The following is a 20,394-nucleotide window of genomic DNA, read 5'->3' as shown; positions in this document are numbered from 1 at the left end:
TAATCTGCCCATGATCGAACCCTGCATCCTGTTGATCTTCGGGGCCACCGGCAATCTGGTCGAGCACAAGCTGTTGCCCGCGCTCTATGGGCTGGAGGCGGCCGGGCGGCTGCATCCGGCGACCCGGGTGGTCGGCGTCGGTCGTCGTCCCTGGAGCGATCAGGCGTGGCGCGAGCGGGTCGGCACCGCACTGGCCGAGCGTCGGGTCTGTGAGGACCCGGTGGTGCAGCGTCTGCTCGGGCGACTGCATTTCGTCACCGGCGATCTCGAGCGCGCGGAGGACTTCGAGCGGCTGGCCGAGCGGTTGCGCGCCCTGCCCGAGGCCCCGGACAATCTGCTGAGCTATCTGGCGATCGCCCCCGAGTTCCACGCCGGCGTCGCCGCGCGGCTCGCCGCCGCCGGGCTCGCCAGTCGTGCCGGCGGCTGGTCGCGGTTGGTGGTGGAGAAGCCCTTCGGGCTCGATCTGGAGGGCGCGCGGTTGCTCGAACGGCGGTTGCGCGAGGCCTTCCCGGGCGAGGAGATCTATCGCATCGATCACTACCTGGGCAAGAGCACGGTGCAGAACGTGCTCGTGTTCCGCTTCGCCAATCTGCTGCTCGAGCCGCTGTGGAATCGCAACTATATCGACCATGTGCAGATCTCCCACGCCGAGTCCCAGGGGATCGGCGCGCGCGCCGGTTTCTACGACGGGGTCGGCGCGCTGCGCGACATGATCCAGAGTCATCTGCTGCAGCTGCTCACCCTGGTGGCGATGGAGCCGCCGGCGAGCCTCGATGCCGATGCGCTGCGCGACGAGAAGGTGAAGGTGCTGCGCTCGATCCGGCCGATCGCCCGCGAGGCCGTCCACGCCCACGCGCTGCGCGCCCAGTATGGCGCGGGACGGGTCGGCGAGACGACGGTGCCGGGCTATCGCGACGAGCCCGGGGTAGCGGCTGAGAGCACCACCGAGACCTATGCCGCGCTCAAGCTCTATATCGACAACTGGCGCTGGCGCAACGTGCCCTTCTTCCTGCGTACCGGCAAGCGGATGGGGAGCAGCGAGTCGCTGATCGCCATCCGCTTCAAGCACCCGCCCCAGCAGCTCTTCCAGCACACCGCGATCGAGCGGCTGCGGCCGAACTGGCTGCTGCTCGGCATCCAGCCGCACGAGTGCATGCGCATCGAGCTGCAGGTCAAGCGCCCGGGACTGGAGCTGCGTACCCAGACCGAGCGGCTCGACGCCAGCAGCTGCGGCCTGCCGCCGGATCATATCGACGCCTACGAGGCGCTGATCCTCGATGCCATCAGCGGCGATCGTACCCACTTCCTGCGCGCCGACGAGGTCGAGTGGGCGTGGCGGGTGATCGACCCGGTGCTCAAGCGCTGGGCGGTCGAGCGCGACTTCATCCATACCTATGCCGCCGGCTCCTGGGGCCCGCCCGAGGCCAGCCGCCTGTTCGACCGCGACGACCAGGACTGGCGCAACGCCCTGGCTGGCTGAGGGCGGGGGTCTCCGCTACCAGCCGCCAGCAGCCAGCCGCCAGCCGCCAGCCGCCAGCCGCCAGCTACCAGCCACCAGCGGTCAGCCACCAGCAGCCAGCCGCCAGCCGCCAGCCACCAGCGGTCAGCCACCAGCGGTCAGCCACCAGCGGTCAGCCACCAGTGGTCAGCCACCAGCGGTCAGCCGCCAGCGGTCAGCCGCCAGCAGTCAGCCACCAGCCGCCAGCCGCCAGCAGCCACCAGCAGCCAGCCACTCGCGATCAGCTGCCAGTCATCAGCCACCCGCGCCAGCCATCGGCCAACGGTCGCCAGCGGGGTCAGCCGCGGCGGTGTCCGCACCCCCATCCGGCGACCCACCGACGGGCGTGCGTTCTGGACGCCCGTGGTTGAGGATAGGCTGCGACTGGAGGCTGGAGGCTGGAGGCTGGAGGCTGGAGGCTGGAGGCTGATCGCTGGACGCTTCTCCCCCTTCGCGCCCTTCGCGGCTTTGCGGTTCAATCTCCTGGCCGCTGGCCGCTGGCCGCTGGCCGCTGGCCGCCCGACATCGGGTCGTCATCGTGATCCGAGTATGCTGTCGCGGTGTGGTCGCCGGGGCGCGTGGTGTCGCTGCGGTCGACCGTCCATTCTCACGTTCGCAAGGAGAGTCTGCATGTCGATGATCAGTCACACCCCGCAATGGCAGGCGTTGCAGCAGCACTGGGAGGAGATGCGCGAGCACCATCTGCGCACCCTGTTCGCGCGCGATCCCGGCCGCGCCGAGCGGATGCGGCTGTCGGTCGCCGACCTGCACCTGGACTATTCCAAGAACCTGCTCACCGACGAGACCCTGCGTCTGTTGCTGGAGCTGGCGCGCGCGGCCGACCTGCCCGGCTGGCAGGCGCGTCTCTACGGCGGCGAGCCGATCAATGTCACCGAGCATCGCGCGGTGCTGCACATGGCGCTGCGCAACCGCAGCAACCGGCCGATGGTGGTCGATGGCGAGGACGTGATGCCGCTGGTCAACGGCGTGCTCGCGCGTATCGAGCGCTTCGTCGGCGAGGTGCGCTCGGGGGGCTGGACCGGGCACACCGGGCGGCGCATCAGCGATGTGGTCAATATCGGCATCGGCGGCTCCAACCTCGGGCCGAAGATGGTGTGCGCTGCGCTCTCGCCCTATTGCAGCGATCAGCTGCGGGTGCACTTCGTCTCCAACGTCGATGCCACCCATCTGGTCGAGACGCTGCGCGGGCTCGATCCGGAGACGACGCTGTTCGTGATCGCCTCCAAGACCTTCTCCACCCAGGAGACCATGACCAACGCGTCGAGCGCGCGCGACTGGTTGCTTGCGGCGCTCGGCGATTCGGGTGCGGTGGCGCGCCATTTCGTCGCCGTCTCCACCAACGCCGAGCGGGTATCGGCCTTCGGCATCGATACCGCCAACATGTTCGAGTTCTGGGACTGGGTCGGCGGGCGCTATTCGCTGTGGTCGGCGATCGGGCTGCCGATCGCGCTGGCGGTCGGCTTCGAGCGCTTCGTCGAGTTGCTCGAGGGCGCGCACGCGATCGACGAGCACCATCGCACCGCACCGCTCGAGCGCAACATGCCGGTGCTGCTCGGACTGATCGGGGTGTGGTATGCCAACTTCGCCGGGGCGCGCACCCACGCGGTGCTGCCCTACGATCAGTCGCTGCGGCTGCTGCCGGCCTATCTCCAGCAGGGCGACATGGAGAGCAACGGCAAGCGGGTCGGGCGCGACGGCGAGACCCTCGAGTACACCACCGGTCCGGTGGTCTGGGGCGAGCCCGGCACTGATGGCCAGCATGCCTTCTACCAGCTCATCCACCAGGGCACCCAGCTGATCCCGGCCGACTTCATCGGCGCCGCGCGCAGCCATCACGAGCTCGGCGATCATCACGACAAGCTGATGGCCAACTGCTTCGCCCAGACCGAGGCGCTGATGCGCGGGCGGACCCTGGATGAGGCGCGCGCCGAGCTGCGCGCCGCCGGGCTCTCCGACGAGCGGGTCGAGGCGCTCGCCCCGCATCGCGTCTTCCCCGGCAACCGCCCGACCAACACCCTGCTGATGGAGCGGCTGACGCCCTTCACCCTGGGCGCGCTGATCGCCCTCTACGAGCACCGCATCTTCACCCAGGGGGCGATCTGGGGGATCAACTCCTTCGATCAGTGGGGGGTCGAGCTGGGCAAGCAGCTCGCCGGGGTGATCCTCGGCGAGCTCAAGGACGGGGGCGCGGGCGAGGGGCATGACGCCTCGACCCGTGCACTACTCGAGACCTATCTGCACCTGCGCGGTGCAGTCGAGAGGGGGCGCTGAGGGATCGCCGGGGGTGAGCGATCGGGCGCCGGCGCGTTGAATCGCGCTGGGTGTCGCCCAACCTTCTCCTCTGAGGTGGTGGTCGCGGGGCGTTCGGTGGCGGGGCCTTGGCCTTCGCCCCGGTTGCGATCACCCCGACCGGCGCCCGTCGTGTCCGGCCCGGTCGCCGCCTGACTGGCGTGGCGTATCCGTCGAGACGGACGCGGGGCATGTTCCGCTCCATGCACCGAACAGATGCAGCGATCGAACCCGGATCCATCACCTGGGTCTCAGGCCTTGATCGCCGCTGTCATTGATGGCCCGGTTCTCACAGGTCGTCCCAGGTGCTCCAGCAACGGACGCTGGTTGATGGCCTGAATCTTGCGCTCCACCTGGAGGCTCTTGTGTTCCGTCCTGCCCGCCCCGAGCCTCCGGCAGAGCCGGAGCCGGATCGAGCAGGCACACTCAGGTTCCGAGGAGAGGTAAGTCTATGTCGATCTTCGAACGCTACCAGGCGCGCTACGAGGCCTCCCGCGAGGAGGTGCTCACCCTGGACGAATACCTGGCACTGTGCAAGACCGACCCCAGTGCCTATGCCAGTGCGCCCGAACGGCTGCTGCAGGCCATCGGTGAGCCGGAGCTGGTCAACACCAGCGACGACCCGCGGCTGAGCCGGATCTTCCAGAACAAGGTGATCAAGCGCTACCCGGCCTTCTCCGAGTTCTATGGCATGGAGGAGTCGATCGAGCACCTGGTCTCCTATCTCAAGCACGCCGCCCAGGGGCTCGAGGAGAAGAAGCAGATCCTCTATCTGCTCGGCCCGGTCGGCGGCGGCAAGTCCTCGCTGGCCGAGAAGCTCAAGGAGCTGATGGAGCTGGTGCCCTTCTATGCCATCCAGGGTTCGCCGGTGTTCGAGTCGCCGCTGGGGCTGTTCTCGCCCGATGAGGACGGTCAGATCCTCGAGGACGACTACGGCATCCCCAGGCGCTATCTGCGCACCATCATGTCGCCCTGGGCGGTGAAGCGGCTGCAGGAGTATCACGGCGACATCACCCGCTTCCGGGTGGTCAAGGTCTATCCCTCGGTACTCGAGCAGATCGCCATCGCCAAGACCGAGCCGGGCGACGAGAACAACCAGGACATCTCCTCGCTGGTCGGCAAGGTCGACATCCGTCAGCTCGAGCGCTTCGCCCAGCACGATGCCGATGCCTACAGCTATTCCGGTGCGCTGTGCCGCGCCAACCAGGGCATCATGGAGTTCGTCGAGATGTTCAAGGCACCGATCAAGGTGCTGCACCCACTGCTCACCGCCACCCAGGAGGGCAACTACAACGGCACCGAGGGGCTCTCGGCGCTGCCTTTCCAGGGCATCATCCTCGCCCACTCCAACGAGTCGGAGTGGCAGAGCTTCCGCAACAACAAGAACAACGAGGCCTTCCTCGATCGCGTCTATATCGTCAAGGTGCCCTACTGCCTGCGCGTCGACGAGGAGGTCTGCATCTACGACAAGCTGCTCGCCAACAGCTCGCTGTCGCACGCGCCCTGCGCCCCGGGCACCCTGGAGATGATGGCGCAGTTCTCGGTGCTGACCCGGCTCAAGGAGCCGGAGAACTCCAACATCTACTCGAAGATGCGGATCTACAACGGCGAGAACCTCAAGGACACCGATCCCAAGGCCAAGTCGGTGCAGGAGTATCACGACTATGCCGGGGTCGATGAGGGGATGAGCGGGATCTCCACCCGCTTCGCCTTCAAGATCCTCTCCCAGGTGTTCAACTTCGATCATGCCGAGGTGGCCGCCAACCCGGTGCACCTGCTCTATGTGCTCGAGCGCCAGATCGCTCGCGAGCAGCTCCCGCCCGAGGTGCAGGAACGTTATCTCGGCTTCATCAAGCAGTATCTGTCGCCGCGTTACGCCGAGTTCATCGGCAAGGAGCTGCAGACGGCCTATCTCGAGTCCTATGCCGAGTACGGCCAGAACATCTTCGACCGCTATGTCACCTTTGCCGACTACTGGATCCAGGATCAGGAGTATCGCGATCCCGATACCGGCGAGATGCTCGATCGCGCCTCGCTCAACGAGGAGCTGGAGAAGATCGAGAAGCCGGCGGGGATCTCCAACCCCAAGGACTTCCGCAACGAGATCGTCAACTTCGTGCTGCGTGCGCGCGCCAACAATGGTGGAGCCAACCCGCGCTGGACCAGCTACGAGAAGCTGCGCCTGGTGATCGAGAAGAAGATGTTCTCCAACACCGAGGAGCTGCTGCCGGTGATCTCCTTCAACGCCAAGGCCTCGGCCGACGAGCAGAAGAAGCACGACCAGTTCGTCGACCGCATGACCGAGAAGGGCTACACCCCGAAGCAGGTGCGGTTGCTCTCGGAGTGGTATCTGCGGGTACGCAAGGCGCACTGATCCGCGTCCAGGTGACGGGCGCCCGCCCGGTGTGGGCGCACCCCGACCAGCCTCGGGCCGCGTGCCCGGGGTGGTCCTCAGCAACGGTGAGCGAAGCGGTCCTATGTCACACTTCATCGACCGCCGTCTGAACGGCAGGAACAAGAGCGCGGTCAATCGGCAGCGCTTCATCCGGCGCTACAAGAGTCAGCTCAAGCGCTCCGTGGCCGAGGCGGTCAACAAGCGCAGCATCACCGACGTCGACTCGGGCGAGCGCGTCGGCATCCCCGCGCGCGACATCTCCGAGCCGCTGCTCCACCACGGCAGCGGCGGTACCCGCGACCAGGTCTATCCCGGCAACCGCGAGTTCGAGACCGGCGATCGCATCCGTCGGCCCCCGGGCGGTGGCGGTCAGGGCGGCGGTCAGGGCAAGGCGAGCAAGGACGGTCGCGGCGAGGACGACTTCGTCTTCGAGCTCTCGCGCGAGGAGTTCATGGACCTGCTGTTCGAGGACCTCGCGCTGCCCAACCTGGTGCGCAACCAGCTCATGGGCACCACTGAGTTCAAGAACGTGCGCGCCGGCTATGCCACCGACGGCTCGCCCTCGAACATCGACGTGGTGCGCTCGCTCAAGGGGGCGATCGCGCGGCGTACCGCGCTCGGCGCACCGTCGCGGGCGCGTATCCGCGAGCTCGAGGAGGAGCTGGCGGCATTGCTCGCCGGCGGCGCTGGCGAGCGTGACGCGCGGGTGGTGGCGTTGCGCGAGGAGATCGACGCGCTCAAGACGCGGGTCGCCGCGCTGCCCTTCATCGACAGCTTCGATCTGCGCTACCAGAGCTTCACCAAGCAGCCCGAGCCCACCAGCAAGGCGGTGATGCTCTGCATCATGGATGTCTCCGGCTCCATGGATCAGGTGCGCAAGAACCTCGCCAAGCGCTTCTTCATCCTGCTCTATCTGTTCCTGCAGCGGAACTACGATCAGATCGACCTGGTGTTCATCCGTCATCACACCATCGCCCAAGAGGTCGACGAGCAGGACTTCTTCTACTCGCGCGAGACCGGCGGCACCGTGGTCTCGAGTGCGCTCAACCTCGCCCACGAGATCCTCCGCGAGCGCTACGACCCGAGCGTCTGGAACATCTATGCCGCTCAGGCCTCGGACGGCGACAACTGGGACTCCGACTCCAACATCTGTCGCGACATCCTCGTCGACAAGCTGATGCCGCTGATGCGCTATTTCGCCTATGTCGAGATCACCCCGCGCCAGCACCAGAGCCTGTGGTACGCCTATCAGGAGGTGATGGCGCTGCACCCGCACTTCGCGATGCAGGAGATCGACGGCGCCGACGACATCTTCCCGGTGTTCCGCGAGCTGTTCAGGAGGGAGCCGGCATGAGCTCACGCATCATCTCCGAGTCGCTGGAATGGACCTTCCCGCTACTCGAACGCTTCGACCGCGAGATCGGGCGCATCGCCCACGACGTCTACGGGCTCGACACCTATGCCAACCAGATCGAGGTCATCACCTCGGAGCAGATGATCGACGCCTACTCCTCGGTGGGGCTGCCGATCAACTATCAGCACTGGTCGTTCGGCAAGCAGTTCGTCGCCACCGAGCAGACCTATCGGCGTGGTCAGATGGGACTGGCCTACGAGATCGTGATCAACTCCGATCCCTGCATCGCCTATCTGATGGAGGAGAACACCCTGCCGATGCAGGCGCTGGTGATCGCCCACGCCAGCTACGGACACAACAGCTTCTTCAAGGGCAACTATCTGTTCCGCACCTGGACCAGCGCCGATGCCATCATCGACTATCTGGTGTTCGCGCGGCGCTTCATCGCCGAGTGCGAGGAACGCCACGGCGAGGAGGCCGTCGAGCTGCTGCTCGACTCCTGTCACGCGCTGATGAACCAGGGGGTCGACCGCTACAAGCGTCCCTCGCCGCTGAGCCTGGCCGAGGAGCAGCGGCGTCAGGAGGAACGCGCGGCCTATCTGCAGTCGCAGGTCAACGACCTCTGGCGCACCCTGCCGCCGGGTCCCGAGGTCGGTGATGAGCAACGCGAAGAGCGCTGGCCGGAGGAGCCGCAGGAGAACCTGCTCTATTTCATCGAGAAGAACGCCCCGCTGCTCGAGCCCTGGCAGCGCGAGATCGTGCGCATCGTGCGCCGGATCGCCCAGTACTTCTACCCGCAGCGCCAGACCCAGGTGATGAACGAGGGCTGGGCGACCTTCTGGCACTACACCCTGATGAACCACCTCTACGACGAGGGGCTGGTGGGCGACGGCTTCATGATGGAGTTCCTGCAGTCGCACACCGGGGTGATCTATCAGCCGGAGTTCGACAAGCCCTACTTCAACGGCATCAACCCCTATGCGCTGGGTTTCGCGATGATGCGCGACATCCGTCGCATCTGTGAGGCGCCGACCGACGAGGACCGCGAGTGGTTCCCCGACATCGCCGGTGGCGACTGGCTGCAGGTGCTCGACTTCGCCATGCGCAACTTCAAGGACGAGAGCTTCATCGCCCAGTACCTGTCACCGCGGTTGATGCGCGAGTTCCATCTCTTCGCGGTGCGTGACGACGACCGTGAGGAGCAGCTCGAGGTCACCGCGATCCACGAGGAGCAGGGCTATCGGGCGCTGCGCCAGGCCCTCGCCGAGCAGTACAACCTCGGCAGTCGCGAACCCAATGTGCAGGTCTATCACGTCGACCGGCGCGGTGATCGCTCGCTGACCCTGCGTCACTTCCGGCACAACCGTCGCCCGCTCGACGAATCGGCCGAAGAGGTGCTGCGTCACGTGCATCGGCTCTGGGGCTTCAAGGTCAGGCTCGAGTCGGTCGACGAGCAGGGGCGGGTACAGCTCGTCGGCGAGTGCCCCTGAGCGCTGCATGACTGGGGGCGGGCGGCCTGGATGGACGTCCGCGCAAGGACGTTCGATCCGTTTCGCAGGTATCCGATGGCGCGCTGGCGCATCCTCCCATTCGGGCTGTTGCTCTTCCTCCTCCACGCCTCGCCGCTGGCCGCTGGGTCCTGGCCGGCGCTCGATGCCGCCCTGGCCGAGACCTCGCCCCTGCCCGAGGGGCGCCGGATGTATGCCCCCAGACTGCTCGCCGTCTTCTATGCCGCGCGTGACCATCGTCCGGTGTGGACCTCGCGGGCGCGGGTCGGCTCGCTCGCCCGGCTGCTCGCCGGGGTCGAGCGCGAGGGCTTCTCACCGGAAGACTTCCATCTCGCGACGCTCGCCCGTCTGACCGTTGCGCCGCCGCGTGACGAACGGGCGCGGGTCGGGCTGGAGCTGTTGCTGAGCGATGCGCTGCTGCGCTATGTCCATCACACCCGCTACGGCAAGCTCGACCCGGTACAGGTCGCGCCCGGGCACAATGATCGCGCGCCGGTCGCGGCGGCGCAGATCCTCGCCGACATGCGCCTGGCGCTCGTCGCCGAGGACATGGCCGAGGCCCTGGCCGGACGCTTCTCGCTGCCCTTCTGGTATCGCGATCTGCGCCGCGCCTTGCGCGACTATGTCGCCCAGGACCACCTGCTCGACCTGCCTCCACTGCCCGCCGGTCCGCCGCTCGGCCTCGGCAGCCGCGGCGAGCGGGTCGTCGGGGTGCGCGAGCGGGTCCGTCTGATCGCCGGCGAGTCGCTGCCGGCTGCGGGCGACGAGACGGCACGACGCTTCGATGCCGGGCTCCGCGAGGCGGTGCGCGAGTTGCAGCGGCGCTACGGGCTGGTCGACGACGGTGTGGTGGGTCCCCGGACCCTGGCGGTCCTCAACCGCCCGATCGATGCCGCGCGGATCGAGCGCGCGCTGATCAATCTGGAGCGGATGCGCTGGTTGTATGCCGAGCTGCCGCCGGACCATCTGTTCGTCGACCTGGCCGGTTATCGGGTGGTGCTGGTGCGCGGCGGCGAGGCCGTCTGGCAGACCCGGGCGATCGTCGGCAGCGTCGAGGATCAGACGCCGATGTTTCGCGATCGCATGGACCATCTGGTGATCAACCCGACCTGGACGGTGCCGGTGTCGATCCAGAAGGGGATGGGCTGGGTCTCGCAGGACTATCTGCTGGTCGATCGTCGTAGCGGGGCGGTACGACGGGGGGGCGACGCCAGCAACTATCGGCGCTATCAGCTGGTGCAGAAACCCGGCGCCGACAATGCCCTGGGGCGGGTCAAGTTCATGTTCCCCAACCGCCATGCGATCTATCTCCACGACACCCCGAGCCGCTGGCTGTTCTCGCGACGGCAGCGGACCTTCAGTCACGGCTGTATCCGGGTCGACGAGCCGGTCGAGCTGGCCACGGCGTTGCTCGAGGGGAGCGCCTGGAGCCGCGAGCGGATCGAGCGCCAGATCGCTCGCGGTCGCACCCGTCACATCCATCTCGAACGCCCCCTGCCGGTGCTGCTCTATTACCTGACGGTAAGCGCCGATGCGGCAGGCCGGCTGGTCTTTCGCGACGATGTCTATGATCGCGACCCGGCGCTGCACGAGGCCTTCTTTGCGCCGGTGCGTGGCAGTCGTATCGACTTCGAGGGTGTCGAGGACCCGCTGCGGCTCGGCCAGGCCGGAGACGGGAGCTGAGTCCGGAGAGCCCTGCTGCGCTCCGGGGTCCCTTCGTCTTTCCTCCGTGCGCGGTTAGAATCCGGTCATATTTCGAATCCATGCCTCCCCGCTCATCGCCGCGACCCCGATGGTCGTCGGTCACGGCGCGCCCGTGCGTGTCCGCGATGGTCCGGGTGGGGCGAGACAGCAGGCGGAGGAAGGCTTTTGAACAGCAGATGGATTGGCGCGTTGGTGGCGCTGCCCCTGGCGTGCGCCGGGGCGCTGGTCGAGGCGAGCGTGAGCGAGGGGGTTGCGTCCTATTATGCCGATCGTTTCAACGGCCGGCTCACCGCGAGTGGGGTGCGGTTCGACATGCATGCCTTGACCGCGGCACATCGGACCCTGCCGTTCGGCACCCGGGTGCGGGTCAAGAACAAGGACAATGGTCGGTCGGTGGTGGTCACCATCAATGATCGGGGACCCTATATCGATGGGCGGTCGATCGATCTCTCGAAGGGCGCGGCCAAGGCGCTCGGCATGCTGCACACCGGACTGGCGCGGGTCGAGCTGCGGATCCTCGATGTCGACGAACCGGTCACGCCCTCGGGACAGACGGTGGCCGAGGCGCAGGCGGTGCTGATGGCGCTGTTCTGATCGAGCCGCTGCGACGCCTCCCGGCGGCGCCGGGGCGGCGTCGCGATCAGTATCCCGCGCCGCGCAGCTCGAAGCGCTCGAAGCGCTCGGTGGGGAGTTTGGTGACGAGCTGGCGCAGGGCGGTGGCGGGCAGTTCGCGCAGCCCCGGGTCGAGGCTCAGGGTCGCGTCGCAGCGCTGCAGACAGTAGTCGCGCACGCCGGCCTCGGCGAGTGCCGTGACCAGGGGGGCGAGTTGCTCCAGGCCCCAGCCCGGCGGGACCGTGGTGCGGACCTCCAGTGCCACCTCGGAGGCGAGCAGCAGTGCGAGACTCTCCCACGCCGGTTCGCCCGAGCCGATCACCCCGGTGAGCGCCGGGTAGTCGTCGGCGAGCGCCTTGATGTCGAGCGCGACCCAGTCGACCAGCGGCAGGATCCGCCGCAGTCGTTGCGGGTAGGCGCCGCCGGTGTGCAGCCCGACCTTGAAGCCGAGCGCGCGTGCGGCGCGCATCGCCGCGCCGAGCGCGCCCTGCACGGTCGGCTCGCCGCCGCTGAACACCACCGCGTCGAGCAGTCCTCGGCGATCCTCCAGGAAGCCCATCACCTGGTCCCAGGCAATCGTCTCCCCGTCGCCCGCGTCCTGCTCGAGCAGGTGGCCGTTGTGACAGTAGCGACAGCGCCAGGGGCAGCCCTGACAGTAGATCACCGCAGCCAGCTCACCCGGGTAGTCGATGGTGGTCAGCGGGGTCAGGCCGCCGACGCGCAGCGCGTCGGCTTCGGCTCGGTCGTGCATGCCGGGGTCAGGCCGCGGCGCGCTCACTGTCCTTGCGATCGGTGGGGTTCTCGGTGAAGTAGCGACGCTGGGCGTGCTCGGCGCGCTTGCCGCCGTTGAACGCCGAGACCGGACGGTGATAGCCCATCACGCGGGTCCAGACCTCGCACTGAGTGCGCTCTTCGGGCTTGAGTTCGATGTTGGTGTCGGTCATTGCGTGGCTCCTTGGTCGATGCGGTTGCAAGTGGCCCTTGCGGGCTTGTTCGGGTCGATGCCGCGCCCCCGCCGGGGGCGCGGCGTCCGCCGTGAGGCGGGGATGAGCTGAGCGGCGGCTTAGCAGCTGCAGGCCTGGCTGGCGCGCTTGTGGGCGATCAGCTCCTCGTCGCACAGCGGGCAGAACTCGTGCTCGCCGGAGATATAGCCGTGCTTGGGGCAGATCGAGAACACCGGGGTGATGGTGATGTAGGGCAGACGGAAGTTCTCCAGCGCGCGGCGCACCAGACGCTTGCAGGCGTCGGTCGAGGAGATCTGCTCGGCCATGTAGAGGTGCAGCACGGTGCCGCCGGTGTACTTGCTCTGCAGCGCTTCCTGCTTGTCCAGTGCCTCGAAGGGATCGTCGGTGTAGCCGACCGGCAGCTGCGAGCTGTTGGTGTAGTAGGGCGTCTCCTCGGTGCCGGCCTGGATGATCGCCGGGTAGCGCTTCTTGTCCTCGCGGGCGAAGCGATAGGTGGTGCCCTCGGCCGGCGTCGCCTCGAGGTTGTACATGCTGCCGGTGCTCTCTTGGAACTCGACCATGCGGGCGCGCACGTGGTCGATGAGACGGCAGGCGAGGGCATGACCCTGCGGCGTGGTGATGTCCTCGGCGTCCTTGGTGAAGTTGCGCACCATCTCGTTGATGCCGTTCACGCCGATGGTGGAGAAGTGATTGCGCAGGGTGCCGAGATAGCGCTTGGTGTAGGGGAAGAGCCCGGCGTCCATGTGACGCTGGATCACCTTGCGCTTGATCTCGAGGCTGTTGCGGGCGATCTCGAGCAGCTCGTCGAGACGTGCGAGCAGGCCCTGCTCGTCACCCTGATGGGTGTGACCGAGCCGCGCGCAGTTGATGGTGACGACGCCGAGCGAGCCGGTCTGCTCGGCCGAGCCGAACAGGCCGTTGCCGCGCTTGAGCAGTTCGCGCAGGTCGAGCTGCAGACGGCAGCACATCGAGCGCACCATGTTCGGCGAGAGCTCGGAGTTGATGAAGTTCTGGAAGTAGGGCAGGCCGTACTTCGCGGTCATCTCGAACAGTCGCTCGGCGTTCTCGCTCTCCCACGGGAAGTCCGGGGTGATGTTGTAGGTCGGGATCGGGAAGGTGAAGATCCGGCCCTTGGCATCGCCCTCGGTCATGACCTCGATGTAGGCACGATTGATCATGTCCATCTCGGTCTGCAGCTCACCGTAGGTGAACGGCTGCTCCTCGCCGCCGATCACCGGCACCTGCTCGCGCAGGTCCTCGGGGCACACCCAGTCGAAGGTGAGGTTGGTGAAGGGCGTCTGGGTGCCCCAGCGCGAGGGCACGTTGAGGTTGTAGATCAGTTCCTGGATGTACTGACGCACCTGCGCGTAATCGAGCCCGTCGACCCGCACATAGGGGGCCATGTAGGTGTCGAAGCTGGAGAACGCCTGGGCGCCGGCCCACTCGTTCTGCAGGGTGCCGAGGAAGTTGACGATCTGGCCGATGGCGCTCGACATGTGCTTGGGCGGCGCCGCCTCGACCCGGCCGGGCACGCCGTTGAGGCCCTCGGTGAGCAGGGTGCGCAGCGACCAGCCGGCGCAGTAGCCCGAGAGCATGTCGAGGTCGTGGATGTGCAGGTCGCCGTCGCGGTGGGCCTGGCCGATCTCGGGCGGGTAGACGTGGTTGAGCCAATAGTTGGCGATCATCTTGCCCGAGGTGTTGAGGATCAGCCCGCCGAGCGAGTAGCCCTGGTTGGCGTTGGCCGAGACGCGCCAGTCGGAGCGGTCGAGATATTCGTTGATCGAGCTGCCGACGTCGACCAGGGTGCGGCTGTCGTCGCGCAGCTTCTTGTGCTGCTCGCGATAGACGATGTAGGCACGCGCGGTCTCGAAGTGGTTGGCGCTGATCAGGGTCTGCTCGATGATGTCCTGGATGCCCTCGATATCGGGGCTGCGACCGTCGTTGCTGCGGTGTGCCAGCACCTTGATCACCTGAGCGGTGAGCAGCCGCGCCTCGGCGGCGTCGAACTCGCCACTGGCCTGGCCGGCGCGCAGGATCGCCGACTCGATCTTGGACACATCGAAACGCACCTCCGTGCCGTCACGCTTGAGCGCGCGGGTAGGGATCGAGGGGAGGTCGGTCTGCGTCGTGTCCATGAAAAGCGGTCTCTCTGGTGGTTGGCACAAGATATTGTGGCGCGAACTATAGCGCCAACAAGATGATGTGTATAGCTCTCTTGTCGTTTTTGTTTTTATTGATTTGCATCAATATTTTTGGGTTGCTTTTCTGACGGCTTTTGACAATTGGACAGTCTCTGTTCAGTGTTGCTTGCTTGACAGCTGTGCCCTTAATGCGCACAGTTCTTGGTTTCCTGTCATTTTCGGCCCAAGGTCCGGAGTCTCGTTTCCGGTCCATGTCGTCGCCGCGTTCGCGGCCCCGGCGCAACCCACAGACGGCCATGCATCGCAAGCTCTACATACAGACCTACGGCTGCCAGATGAACGAGCACGACTCCGCGCGCATCGCGGATCTGCTGCGTGTCTCCGCTGGCATGGAGCTCGTCGAGCGTCCCGAGGACGCCGATGTGCTGCTGCTCAACACCTGCTCGATCCGCGAGAAGGCGCAGGAGAAGGTCTTCTCCCAGCTCGGACGCTGGCGCCCCTGGAAGACGCGACGCCCCGAGCTGGTGATCGGCGTCGGTGGCTGCGTGGCCAGTCAGGAGGGCGAGGCGCTGCGTGAGCGCGCGCCCTTCGTCGACCTGGTGTTCGGCCCCCAGACCCTGCACCGGTTGCCGCAGATGCTGCGCGCGCTGGACGCGGGTGAGCCGCCACAGGTCGATGTCTCCTTCCCCGAGATCGAGAAGTTCGACCGCCTGCCGGCGCCGAGCGTCTCCGGGCCGAGCGCCTTCGTCTCGGTGATGGAGGGGTGCTCGAAGTACTGTACCTATTGCGTGGTGCCCTACACCCGCGGCGAGGAGATCAGTCGTCCGTTCGACGACGTGATCGCCGAGGTCGCCGGGCTGGCCGAGCGTGGGGTACGCGAGGTCAATCTGCTGGGGCAGAACGTCAACGCCTATCAGGGACCGATGCACGAGCCGGCCGGTGAGTGCGCCGACCTGGCGCTGCTGGTCCATTATGTCGCGGCGATCGATGGCATCGAGCGCATCCGCTTCACCACCAGCCACCCGCTGGCCTTCTCCGATGCGCTGATCGAGGCCTTCGCCGAGGTGCCGCAGCTGGTCGATTTCCTTCACCTGCCGGTGCAATCGGGTTCCGATCGGGTGCTCGAGGCGATGAAGCGCGGCCATACCGCGAGCGAGTATCGCGACAAGATCGCGCGGCTGCGCGCGGTGCGCCCCGATATCTGCATCTCCTCGGACTTCATCGTCGGCTTCCCCGGCGAGACCGAGGCGGACTTCGACGCGACCCTGGCGCTGGTCGACGAGATCGGCTTCGACCACAGCTACAGCTTCATCTACAGCCGGCGGCCCGGGACACCGGCGGCCGACTACCCGGACGATGTCCCGCTGGAGGTCAAGAAACACCGCCTGGAGCGCCTCCAGCGGCGCATCGACACCAATGCCCAGCGCATCAGCCGACAGATGGTCGGCACGGTGCAGCGGGTGCTGGTCGAGGGACCCTCGCGCAAGGATCCCTTCCAGCTCGCCGGCCGTACCGAGAACAATCGGGTGGTCAACTTCACCGGGGACCCGGCGCTGATCGGCGACTTCGTCGACCTGATCATCACCGAGGCCCTGCCCAATTCACTGCGTGGGCGTCTGGACGTCTAGGATCGCTTGTCTACTCAACCCGAAACTCTCGATCTGGAACTCGAACCCGAGGATAACCTCCGTCTGGCCAACCTCTGCGGTCAGTTCGACCAGCACCTGCGTCAGCTCGAGCGGCGCCTCGGCATCGAGATCGGCAACCGTGGCACGAGCTTCCGCCTGATCGGCGAGCGCGATGCCGTGCGCCTCGCCGAGCAATTGTTGCAGTCGCTCTACCGCGAGGCCGCCGAGACCACGCTGACCCCGGAGTCGATCCATCTCGCGCTCCAGCAATCGGGCGCCGATGCCCTGCTCGAACAGGCCGGGGCGCGGCTGCCCGAGGTGGTGATCCGCACCAAGCGCGGGCTGATCAAGGGGCGCGGTCCCAGCCAACAGGCCTATCTGCACGCCATCCTCAACCACGACATCAACTTCGGGGTGGGACCGGCCGGTACCGGCAAGACCTATCTGGCGGTGGCCTGCGCGGTCGAGGCGCTGGAGTCCGACCGGGTGCGCCGGGTGCTGCTGGTGCGCCCCGCGGTCGAGGCCGGCGAGCGTCTGGGGTTTCTCCCCGGCGATCTGGCGCAGAAGATCGATCCCTATCTGCGCCCGCTCTATGACGCGCTGTTCGAGATGCTCGGCTTCGAGAAGGTCAACAAGCTGATCGAGCGCAACGTCATCGAGGTCGCGCCGCTGGCCTATATGCGCGGGCGCACCCTCAACGAGTCCTTCATCATCCTCGATGAGGCGCAGAACACCACGCCCGAACAGATGAAGATGTTCCTCACCCGCATCGGCTTCGGTTCCACCGCGGTGATCACCGGCGACATGACCCAGGTCGATCTGCCGCGTGGCCAGCTCTCCGGGCTGCGCCAGGCCGTCGAGATCCTCAAGGACGTCGACGGCATCAGCTTCAGCTTCTTCAGCGCGCGCGATGTGGTGCGTCATGCCCTGGTGCAGCGCATCGTCGGTGCCTACGACGCCTTCGAGAGCGCCGGTTCGCGCTCGGGGGCCTGAACGGAGTCTCCCTCCATGTCACTCGAACTGGATCTGGACCTGCAGGTCGCCACGACCGCAGCGGGATTGCCCGCGCACGCCGATTTCGCGCACTGGGTGGAGGCGGCGGTGGCCGATCGCCGTGCCCGCTGCGAACTCACCATCCGTCTGGTCGATGCCGCCGAGTCGCAAGCGCTCAATGCCCAATATCGTGGTGTCGATCGTTCGACCAACGTACTCTCGTTTCCCTTCGAGCTGCCGCCCGGGGTCGATTCCACCGACCCGCTGGCCGACTACATCGGTGATCTGGTGATCTGTCCCGAGGTGGTGCAGCGCGAGGCCCTGGAGCAGGGCAAGCAGGCAATCGCCCACTGGGCGCACATGGTGGTCCATGGCGTCTTGCATCTGTTTGATTACGATCATATTACCGATGAGCAAGCGGCGGAGATGGAAGGTCTGGAAACGACTATCCTGAGCAGGTTAGGATTTCCGCCGCCCTATGAAGACGACCCCCCAACGGAGGATCCATAACCCCCCATGACGAGCGATCGATCTACCGAGGGTTCGCATTCGCGCAGCTGGTTCGAGAAGATTGGCCAGCTGTTCGGGAGCGAACCACAAGACAAGGAACAACTCGTCGAGTTGCTCAAGGATGCGCGTCAGCGCGAGCTGCTGGACACGGACGCCCTGAACATGATCGAAGGGGTATTGCAGGTCTCCGACCTGCGGGTCCGCGACATCATGATTCCACGCGCGGAGATGGTCTATCTGCGCCGTGACGATCCCCTGGAACAGATCCTCAAGGTGGCGGTCAAATCCGCCCACTCACGCTTCCCGGTCATCGGTGAAGACAAGGGCGAGGTGGTCGGCATCCTGCTGGCCAAGGATCTGCTCTCCTTCTGTCTCGATTCCGGCCATCGCCGGGCCTTCAACATCCGTGACCTGTTGCGTTCGGCGGTCTTCGTCCCCGAGAGCAAACGGCTCAACGTCCTGCTCAAGGAGTTCCGCACCAGTCGCAACCACATGGCGATCGTGGTCGACGAGTACGGTAGCGCCGCCGGTCTGGTGACCATCGAGGACGTGCTCGAGCAGATCGTCGGCGAGATCGACGACGAGCACGACTTCGACGAAGGCTTCGGCATCTTCCGCCGCAGCCACAACGAGTTCAGCGCCAAGGCGCGCACCCCCATCGAGGACTTCAACGAGTACTTCGGCTGTGCGCTCCCCGACGACGAGTTCGACACCATCGGTGGGCTGGTGGTCAACGCCCTGGGGCACCTGCCCAAGCGTGGTGAGTCGGCGCGTATCGACGATTTCCGCTTCACCGTGATGCGTGCCGACAGCCGTCGTGTCCATCTGCTCAGCGTCGAGCGGATCGATCCGGATGCCCCCGAGGTCCCCGGATCCGCCCCCCAGTCTCCCGACGAGCCACACTGAAGGCACGACCGTCCCCGTCCCGTTCCTGGTCGCGGCGGTGCAGCCAGCACCGCCGCCGGATTCCGGGGTCAACGATTGGTGTGTCGATCTTGCGCCGGACGTGTTGTGCCACCATTGAAAAATCAGGGCGGCAGTGATCGCGCGTCCATCCGTGTTGCCGTGACCTGTCCGGCGTTCTATTCGGCTCGAGTCGAATGATCGTGTGTGGTGGCGATACGCCGCTCATTTCGAATCGGGCCGCGGCTCAACCCTGAAAAACTCCGTGTTTCTCTCGGATTCCCTTTTTGTTTCATCATCTTGATGATTGTTGAAGGGGTGTCTCTGGACGGTGGTATATTAGAGGATCATTTCACACTCATCGCGGCGGGAGCAGCGGGCGAAGTGCGAAAGAGACATTAAAAGAGAACGAGGAGATCAGCATGTCGAAGAAACACCCGATCATTGCCGTGACCGGTTCCTCGGGGGCGGGGACCACCACGGTCAAGCGTGCCTTCGAACACATCTTCTATCGCGACGGCATCAGCGCTGCGGTGATCGAGGGCGACAGCTTCCACCGCTACGACCGCACCACGATGAAGGCGGAGATGGCGCGCGCCTCCGAGCAGGGGCGCAACCTTAGTCACTTCGGTCCCGAGGCCAACCGTTTCGACCTGCTCGAGGAGCTGTTCCGCGACTATGGCGAGAGCGGCACCGGCAACAAGCGTTATTACATTCACAGCGAGGAAGAGGCCGAGTTCCACAACACCCGGCTCACCACTCAGCTGCGCCCGGGCGAGTTCACCCCCTGGGAGCCGGTGCCGGAGAAGACCGACCTGCTGTTCTATGAGGGTTTGCACGGGCTGGTGGTGACCGAGGACGTCAATGTCGCCCAGCACGTCGATCTCGGTGTGGCGGTGGTGCCGATCGTCAATCTGGAGTGGATCCAGAAGATCCATCGCGACAATCTCGAGCGCGGCTACTCGGCCGAGGCCATCGTCGACACCATCCTGCGGCGGATGCCCGATTACATCAATTACATCACCCCGCAGTTCACCCTCACCGACATCAACTTCCAGCGGGTGCCGACGGTCGATACCTCCAACCCCTTCATCGCCCGCGACATCCCCACCCCCGACGAGAGCTTCGTGATCATCCGCTTCAAGGACCCGGAGAAGCTCGAGGTCGACTTCCCCTATCTGCTGTCGATGATCCACGACTCCTTCATGTCGCGGCGCAACAGCATGGTGGTGCCGGGCGGCAAGATGGGGATGGCGATGGAGGTGATCCTGCAGCCGATCATCGAGCGCATGATGGAGGCGCGCAAGGTGTGAGGCGGGGCCGGGCGGGTGCCTTGCCGCGCCCGCCCGGTCCGGCTGGAGAGGTCCGTCCCGGCCGGTCGTCAGCGACCGGCCGGTTGCGTTCCCGCCCCCAGAGCCGGCTTCCAGAAGATGCTTGAAACCTCCTCGATCACCACCGTCGCCCATGTCATCGAGCTGGCCGTGGCGCCGGTGTTCCTGCTCTCGGGCATCGGTGCCATGCTGGCGGTGATGACCAACCGGCTCTCGCGCATCGTCGATCGCGCCCGCCGGGTCGAGGCCAGGCTCGGTGGCGATGGCGCCGACGATCCGGCCATCCGCGCCGAGCTGCGCGTGCTGGTGCGCCGCGCCCGGCTGATCAGCCTGTCGATCGGGCTCTGCACCTCGACCGCGCTGTTGATCTCCGGGGTGATCGTCAGCCTCTTTCTCAGCGCCTTCCTGCGCTTCGACGCTGCCTTGCTGGTCTCGCTGCTGTTCATTGCCGCGATGCTCGCCTTCATCGTCGCGCTGCTGTGCTTCCTGCGCGAGGTGCTGTTGGCGACCGCCGGGCTGCGCTTCGGTCGTCCCGGCTGAGC

General features: G+C 66.2%; 16 protein-coding genes. 13 read left to right on the top strand and 3 right to left on the bottom strand.

The annotated features are described in order from the left end of the window. Positions 1 to 10: 10 nt before the first annotated feature. The 7 genes from zwf to EBL84_RS02875 all read left to right on the top strand — a co-directional run bounded on the left by zwf (position 11) and on the right by EBL84_RS02875 (position 11,363). On the top strand, positions 11 to 1,480 hold the full coding sequence (gene zwf / locus EBL84_RS02905; protein ID WP_123139450.1) for a glucose-6-phosphate dehydrogenase: 1,470 nt from the start codon (positions 11 to 13) through the stop codon (positions 1,478 to 1,480). Positions 1,481 to 2,128: 648 nt separating this feature from the next. Next, positions 2,129 to 3,790: a glucose-6-phosphate isomerase gene (gene pgi / locus EBL84_RS02900; protein ID WP_123139449.1), complete on the top strand. Its 1,662-nt coding sequence runs from the start codon at positions 2,129 to 2,131 to the stop codon at positions 3,788 to 3,790. Between the two features lie 469 nt (positions 3,791 to 4,259). Next, complete coding sequence (locus EBL84_RS02895; RefSeq protein WP_123139448.1) at positions 4,260 to 6,182, top strand: PrkA family serine protein kinase; 1,923 nt, start codon at positions 4,260 to 4,262, stop codon at positions 6,180 to 6,182. A gap of 103 nt (positions 6,183 to 6,285) precedes the next feature. Next, a complete protein-coding gene (locus EBL84_RS02890) occupies positions 6,286 to 7,557 on the top strand; it encodes a YeaH/YhbH family protein (RefSeq protein ID WP_123139447.1) in 1,272 nt (423 codons plus the stop codon). Continuing rightward, positions 7,554 to 9,047 (top strand): SpoVR family protein, encoded by a 1,494-nt coding sequence (locus tag EBL84_RS02885; protein WP_123139446.1) that lies wholly within the window; start codon positions 7,554 to 7,556, stop codon positions 9,045 to 9,047. The genes EBL84_RS02890 and EBL84_RS02885 overlap by 4 nt, the downstream gene beginning before the upstream one ends. 75 nt (positions 9,048 to 9,122) lie before the next feature. Beyond that, positions 9,123 to 10,748, top strand: coding sequence for a murein L,D-transpeptidase (locus EBL84_RS02880; RefSeq protein ID WP_123139445.1), 1,626 nt, complete (start codon positions 9,123 to 9,125; stop codon positions 10,746 to 10,748). 213 nt (positions 10,749 to 10,961) lie between these two features. Continuing rightward, the gene (locus tag EBL84_RS02875) at positions 10,962 to 11,363 is read left to right on the top strand and encodes a septal ring lytic transglycosylase RlpA family protein (protein ID WP_223806946.1); all 402 of its coding nucleotides are present in this window, start codon (positions 10,962 to 10,964) and stop codon (positions 11,361 to 11,363) included. A 46-nt stretch (positions 11,364 to 11,409) separates the two neighbouring features. Here EBL84_RS02875 and EBL84_RS02870 read toward each other — a convergent pair whose 3' ends face one another. From EBL84_RS02870 to EBL84_RS02860, 3 genes are all read right to left on the bottom strand, one after another. Beyond that, positions 11,410 to 12,132 carry an anaerobic ribonucleoside-triphosphate reductase activating protein gene (locus EBL84_RS02870; protein WP_123139443.1) on the bottom strand — a complete coding sequence of 241 codons (723 nt, stop codon included), beginning with the start codon at positions 12,130 to 12,132 and terminating at the stop codon, positions 11,410 to 11,412. A 7-nt stretch (positions 12,133 to 12,139) separates the two neighbouring features. Next, the gene (nrdD, locus tag EBL84_RS02865) at positions 12,140 to 12,325 is read right to left on the bottom strand and encodes an anaerobic ribonucleoside-triphosphate reductase (RefSeq protein ID WP_123139442.1); all 186 of its coding nucleotides are present in this window, start codon (positions 12,323 to 12,325) and stop codon (positions 12,140 to 12,142) included. 119 nt (positions 12,326 to 12,444) lie between these two features. Continuing rightward, positions 12,445 to 14,481 carry a ribonucleoside triphosphate reductase gene (locus tag EBL84_RS02860; protein WP_123139441.1) on the bottom strand — a complete coding sequence of 679 codons (2,037 nt, stop codon included), beginning with the start codon at positions 14,479 to 14,481 and terminating at the stop codon, positions 12,445 to 12,447. Between the two features lie 302 nt (positions 14,482 to 14,783). Between EBL84_RS02860 and miaB the strand changes: the two genes are divergently transcribed. From miaB to EBL84_RS02830, 6 genes are all read left to right on the top strand, one after another. After that, positions 14,784 to 16,115 carry a tRNA (N6-isopentenyl adenosine(37)-C2)-methylthiotransferase MiaB gene (miaB, locus tag EBL84_RS02855; protein ID WP_123139440.1) on the top strand — a complete coding sequence of 444 codons (1,332 nt, stop codon included), beginning with the start codon at positions 14,784 to 14,786 and terminating at the stop codon, positions 16,113 to 16,115. Positions 16,116 to 16,121: 6 nt separating this feature from the next. After that, positions 16,122 to 17,108 carry a PhoH family protein gene (locus EBL84_RS02850; protein WP_123139439.1) on the top strand — a complete coding sequence of 329 codons (987 nt, stop codon included), beginning with the start codon at positions 16,122 to 16,124 and terminating at the stop codon, positions 17,106 to 17,108. Positions 17,109 to 17,123: 15 nt separating this feature from the next. After that, a complete protein-coding gene (gene ybeY, locus EBL84_RS02845) occupies positions 17,124 to 17,618 on the top strand; it encodes an rRNA maturation RNase YbeY (protein ID WP_123139438.1) in 495 nt (164 codons plus the stop codon). Positions 17,619 to 17,624: 6 nt separating this feature from the next. Continuing rightward, positions 17,625 to 18,524 (top strand): HlyC/CorC family transporter, encoded by a 900-nt coding sequence (locus tag EBL84_RS02840; protein WP_123139437.1) that lies wholly within the window; start codon positions 17,625 to 17,627, stop codon positions 18,522 to 18,524. A gap of 419 nt (positions 18,525 to 18,943) precedes the next feature. Further along, positions 18,944 to 19,834: a phosphoribulokinase gene (locus EBL84_RS02835; RefSeq protein WP_123139436.1), complete on the top strand. Its 891-nt coding sequence runs from the start codon at positions 18,944 to 18,946 to the stop codon at positions 19,832 to 19,834. A 117-nt stretch (positions 19,835 to 19,951) separates the two neighbouring features. Then, on the top strand, positions 19,952 to 20,392 hold the full coding sequence (locus tag EBL84_RS02830; RefSeq protein ID WP_123139435.1) for a DUF2721 domain-containing protein: 441 nt from the start codon (positions 19,952 to 19,954) through the stop codon (positions 20,390 to 20,392). Positions 20,393 to 20,394: the final 2 nt, after the last annotated feature.

Origin of the sequence: Marichromatium sp. AB31, from assembly GCF_003718685.1 — a bacterium.
GTDB classification, from domain to species: Bacteria; Pseudomonadota; Gammaproteobacteria; order Chromatiales; family Chromatiaceae; genus Marichromatium; species Marichromatium gracile.
Note: the sequence above shows the minus strand (reverse complement) of the source record. Positions and strands in the feature narration are given on the sequence as shown.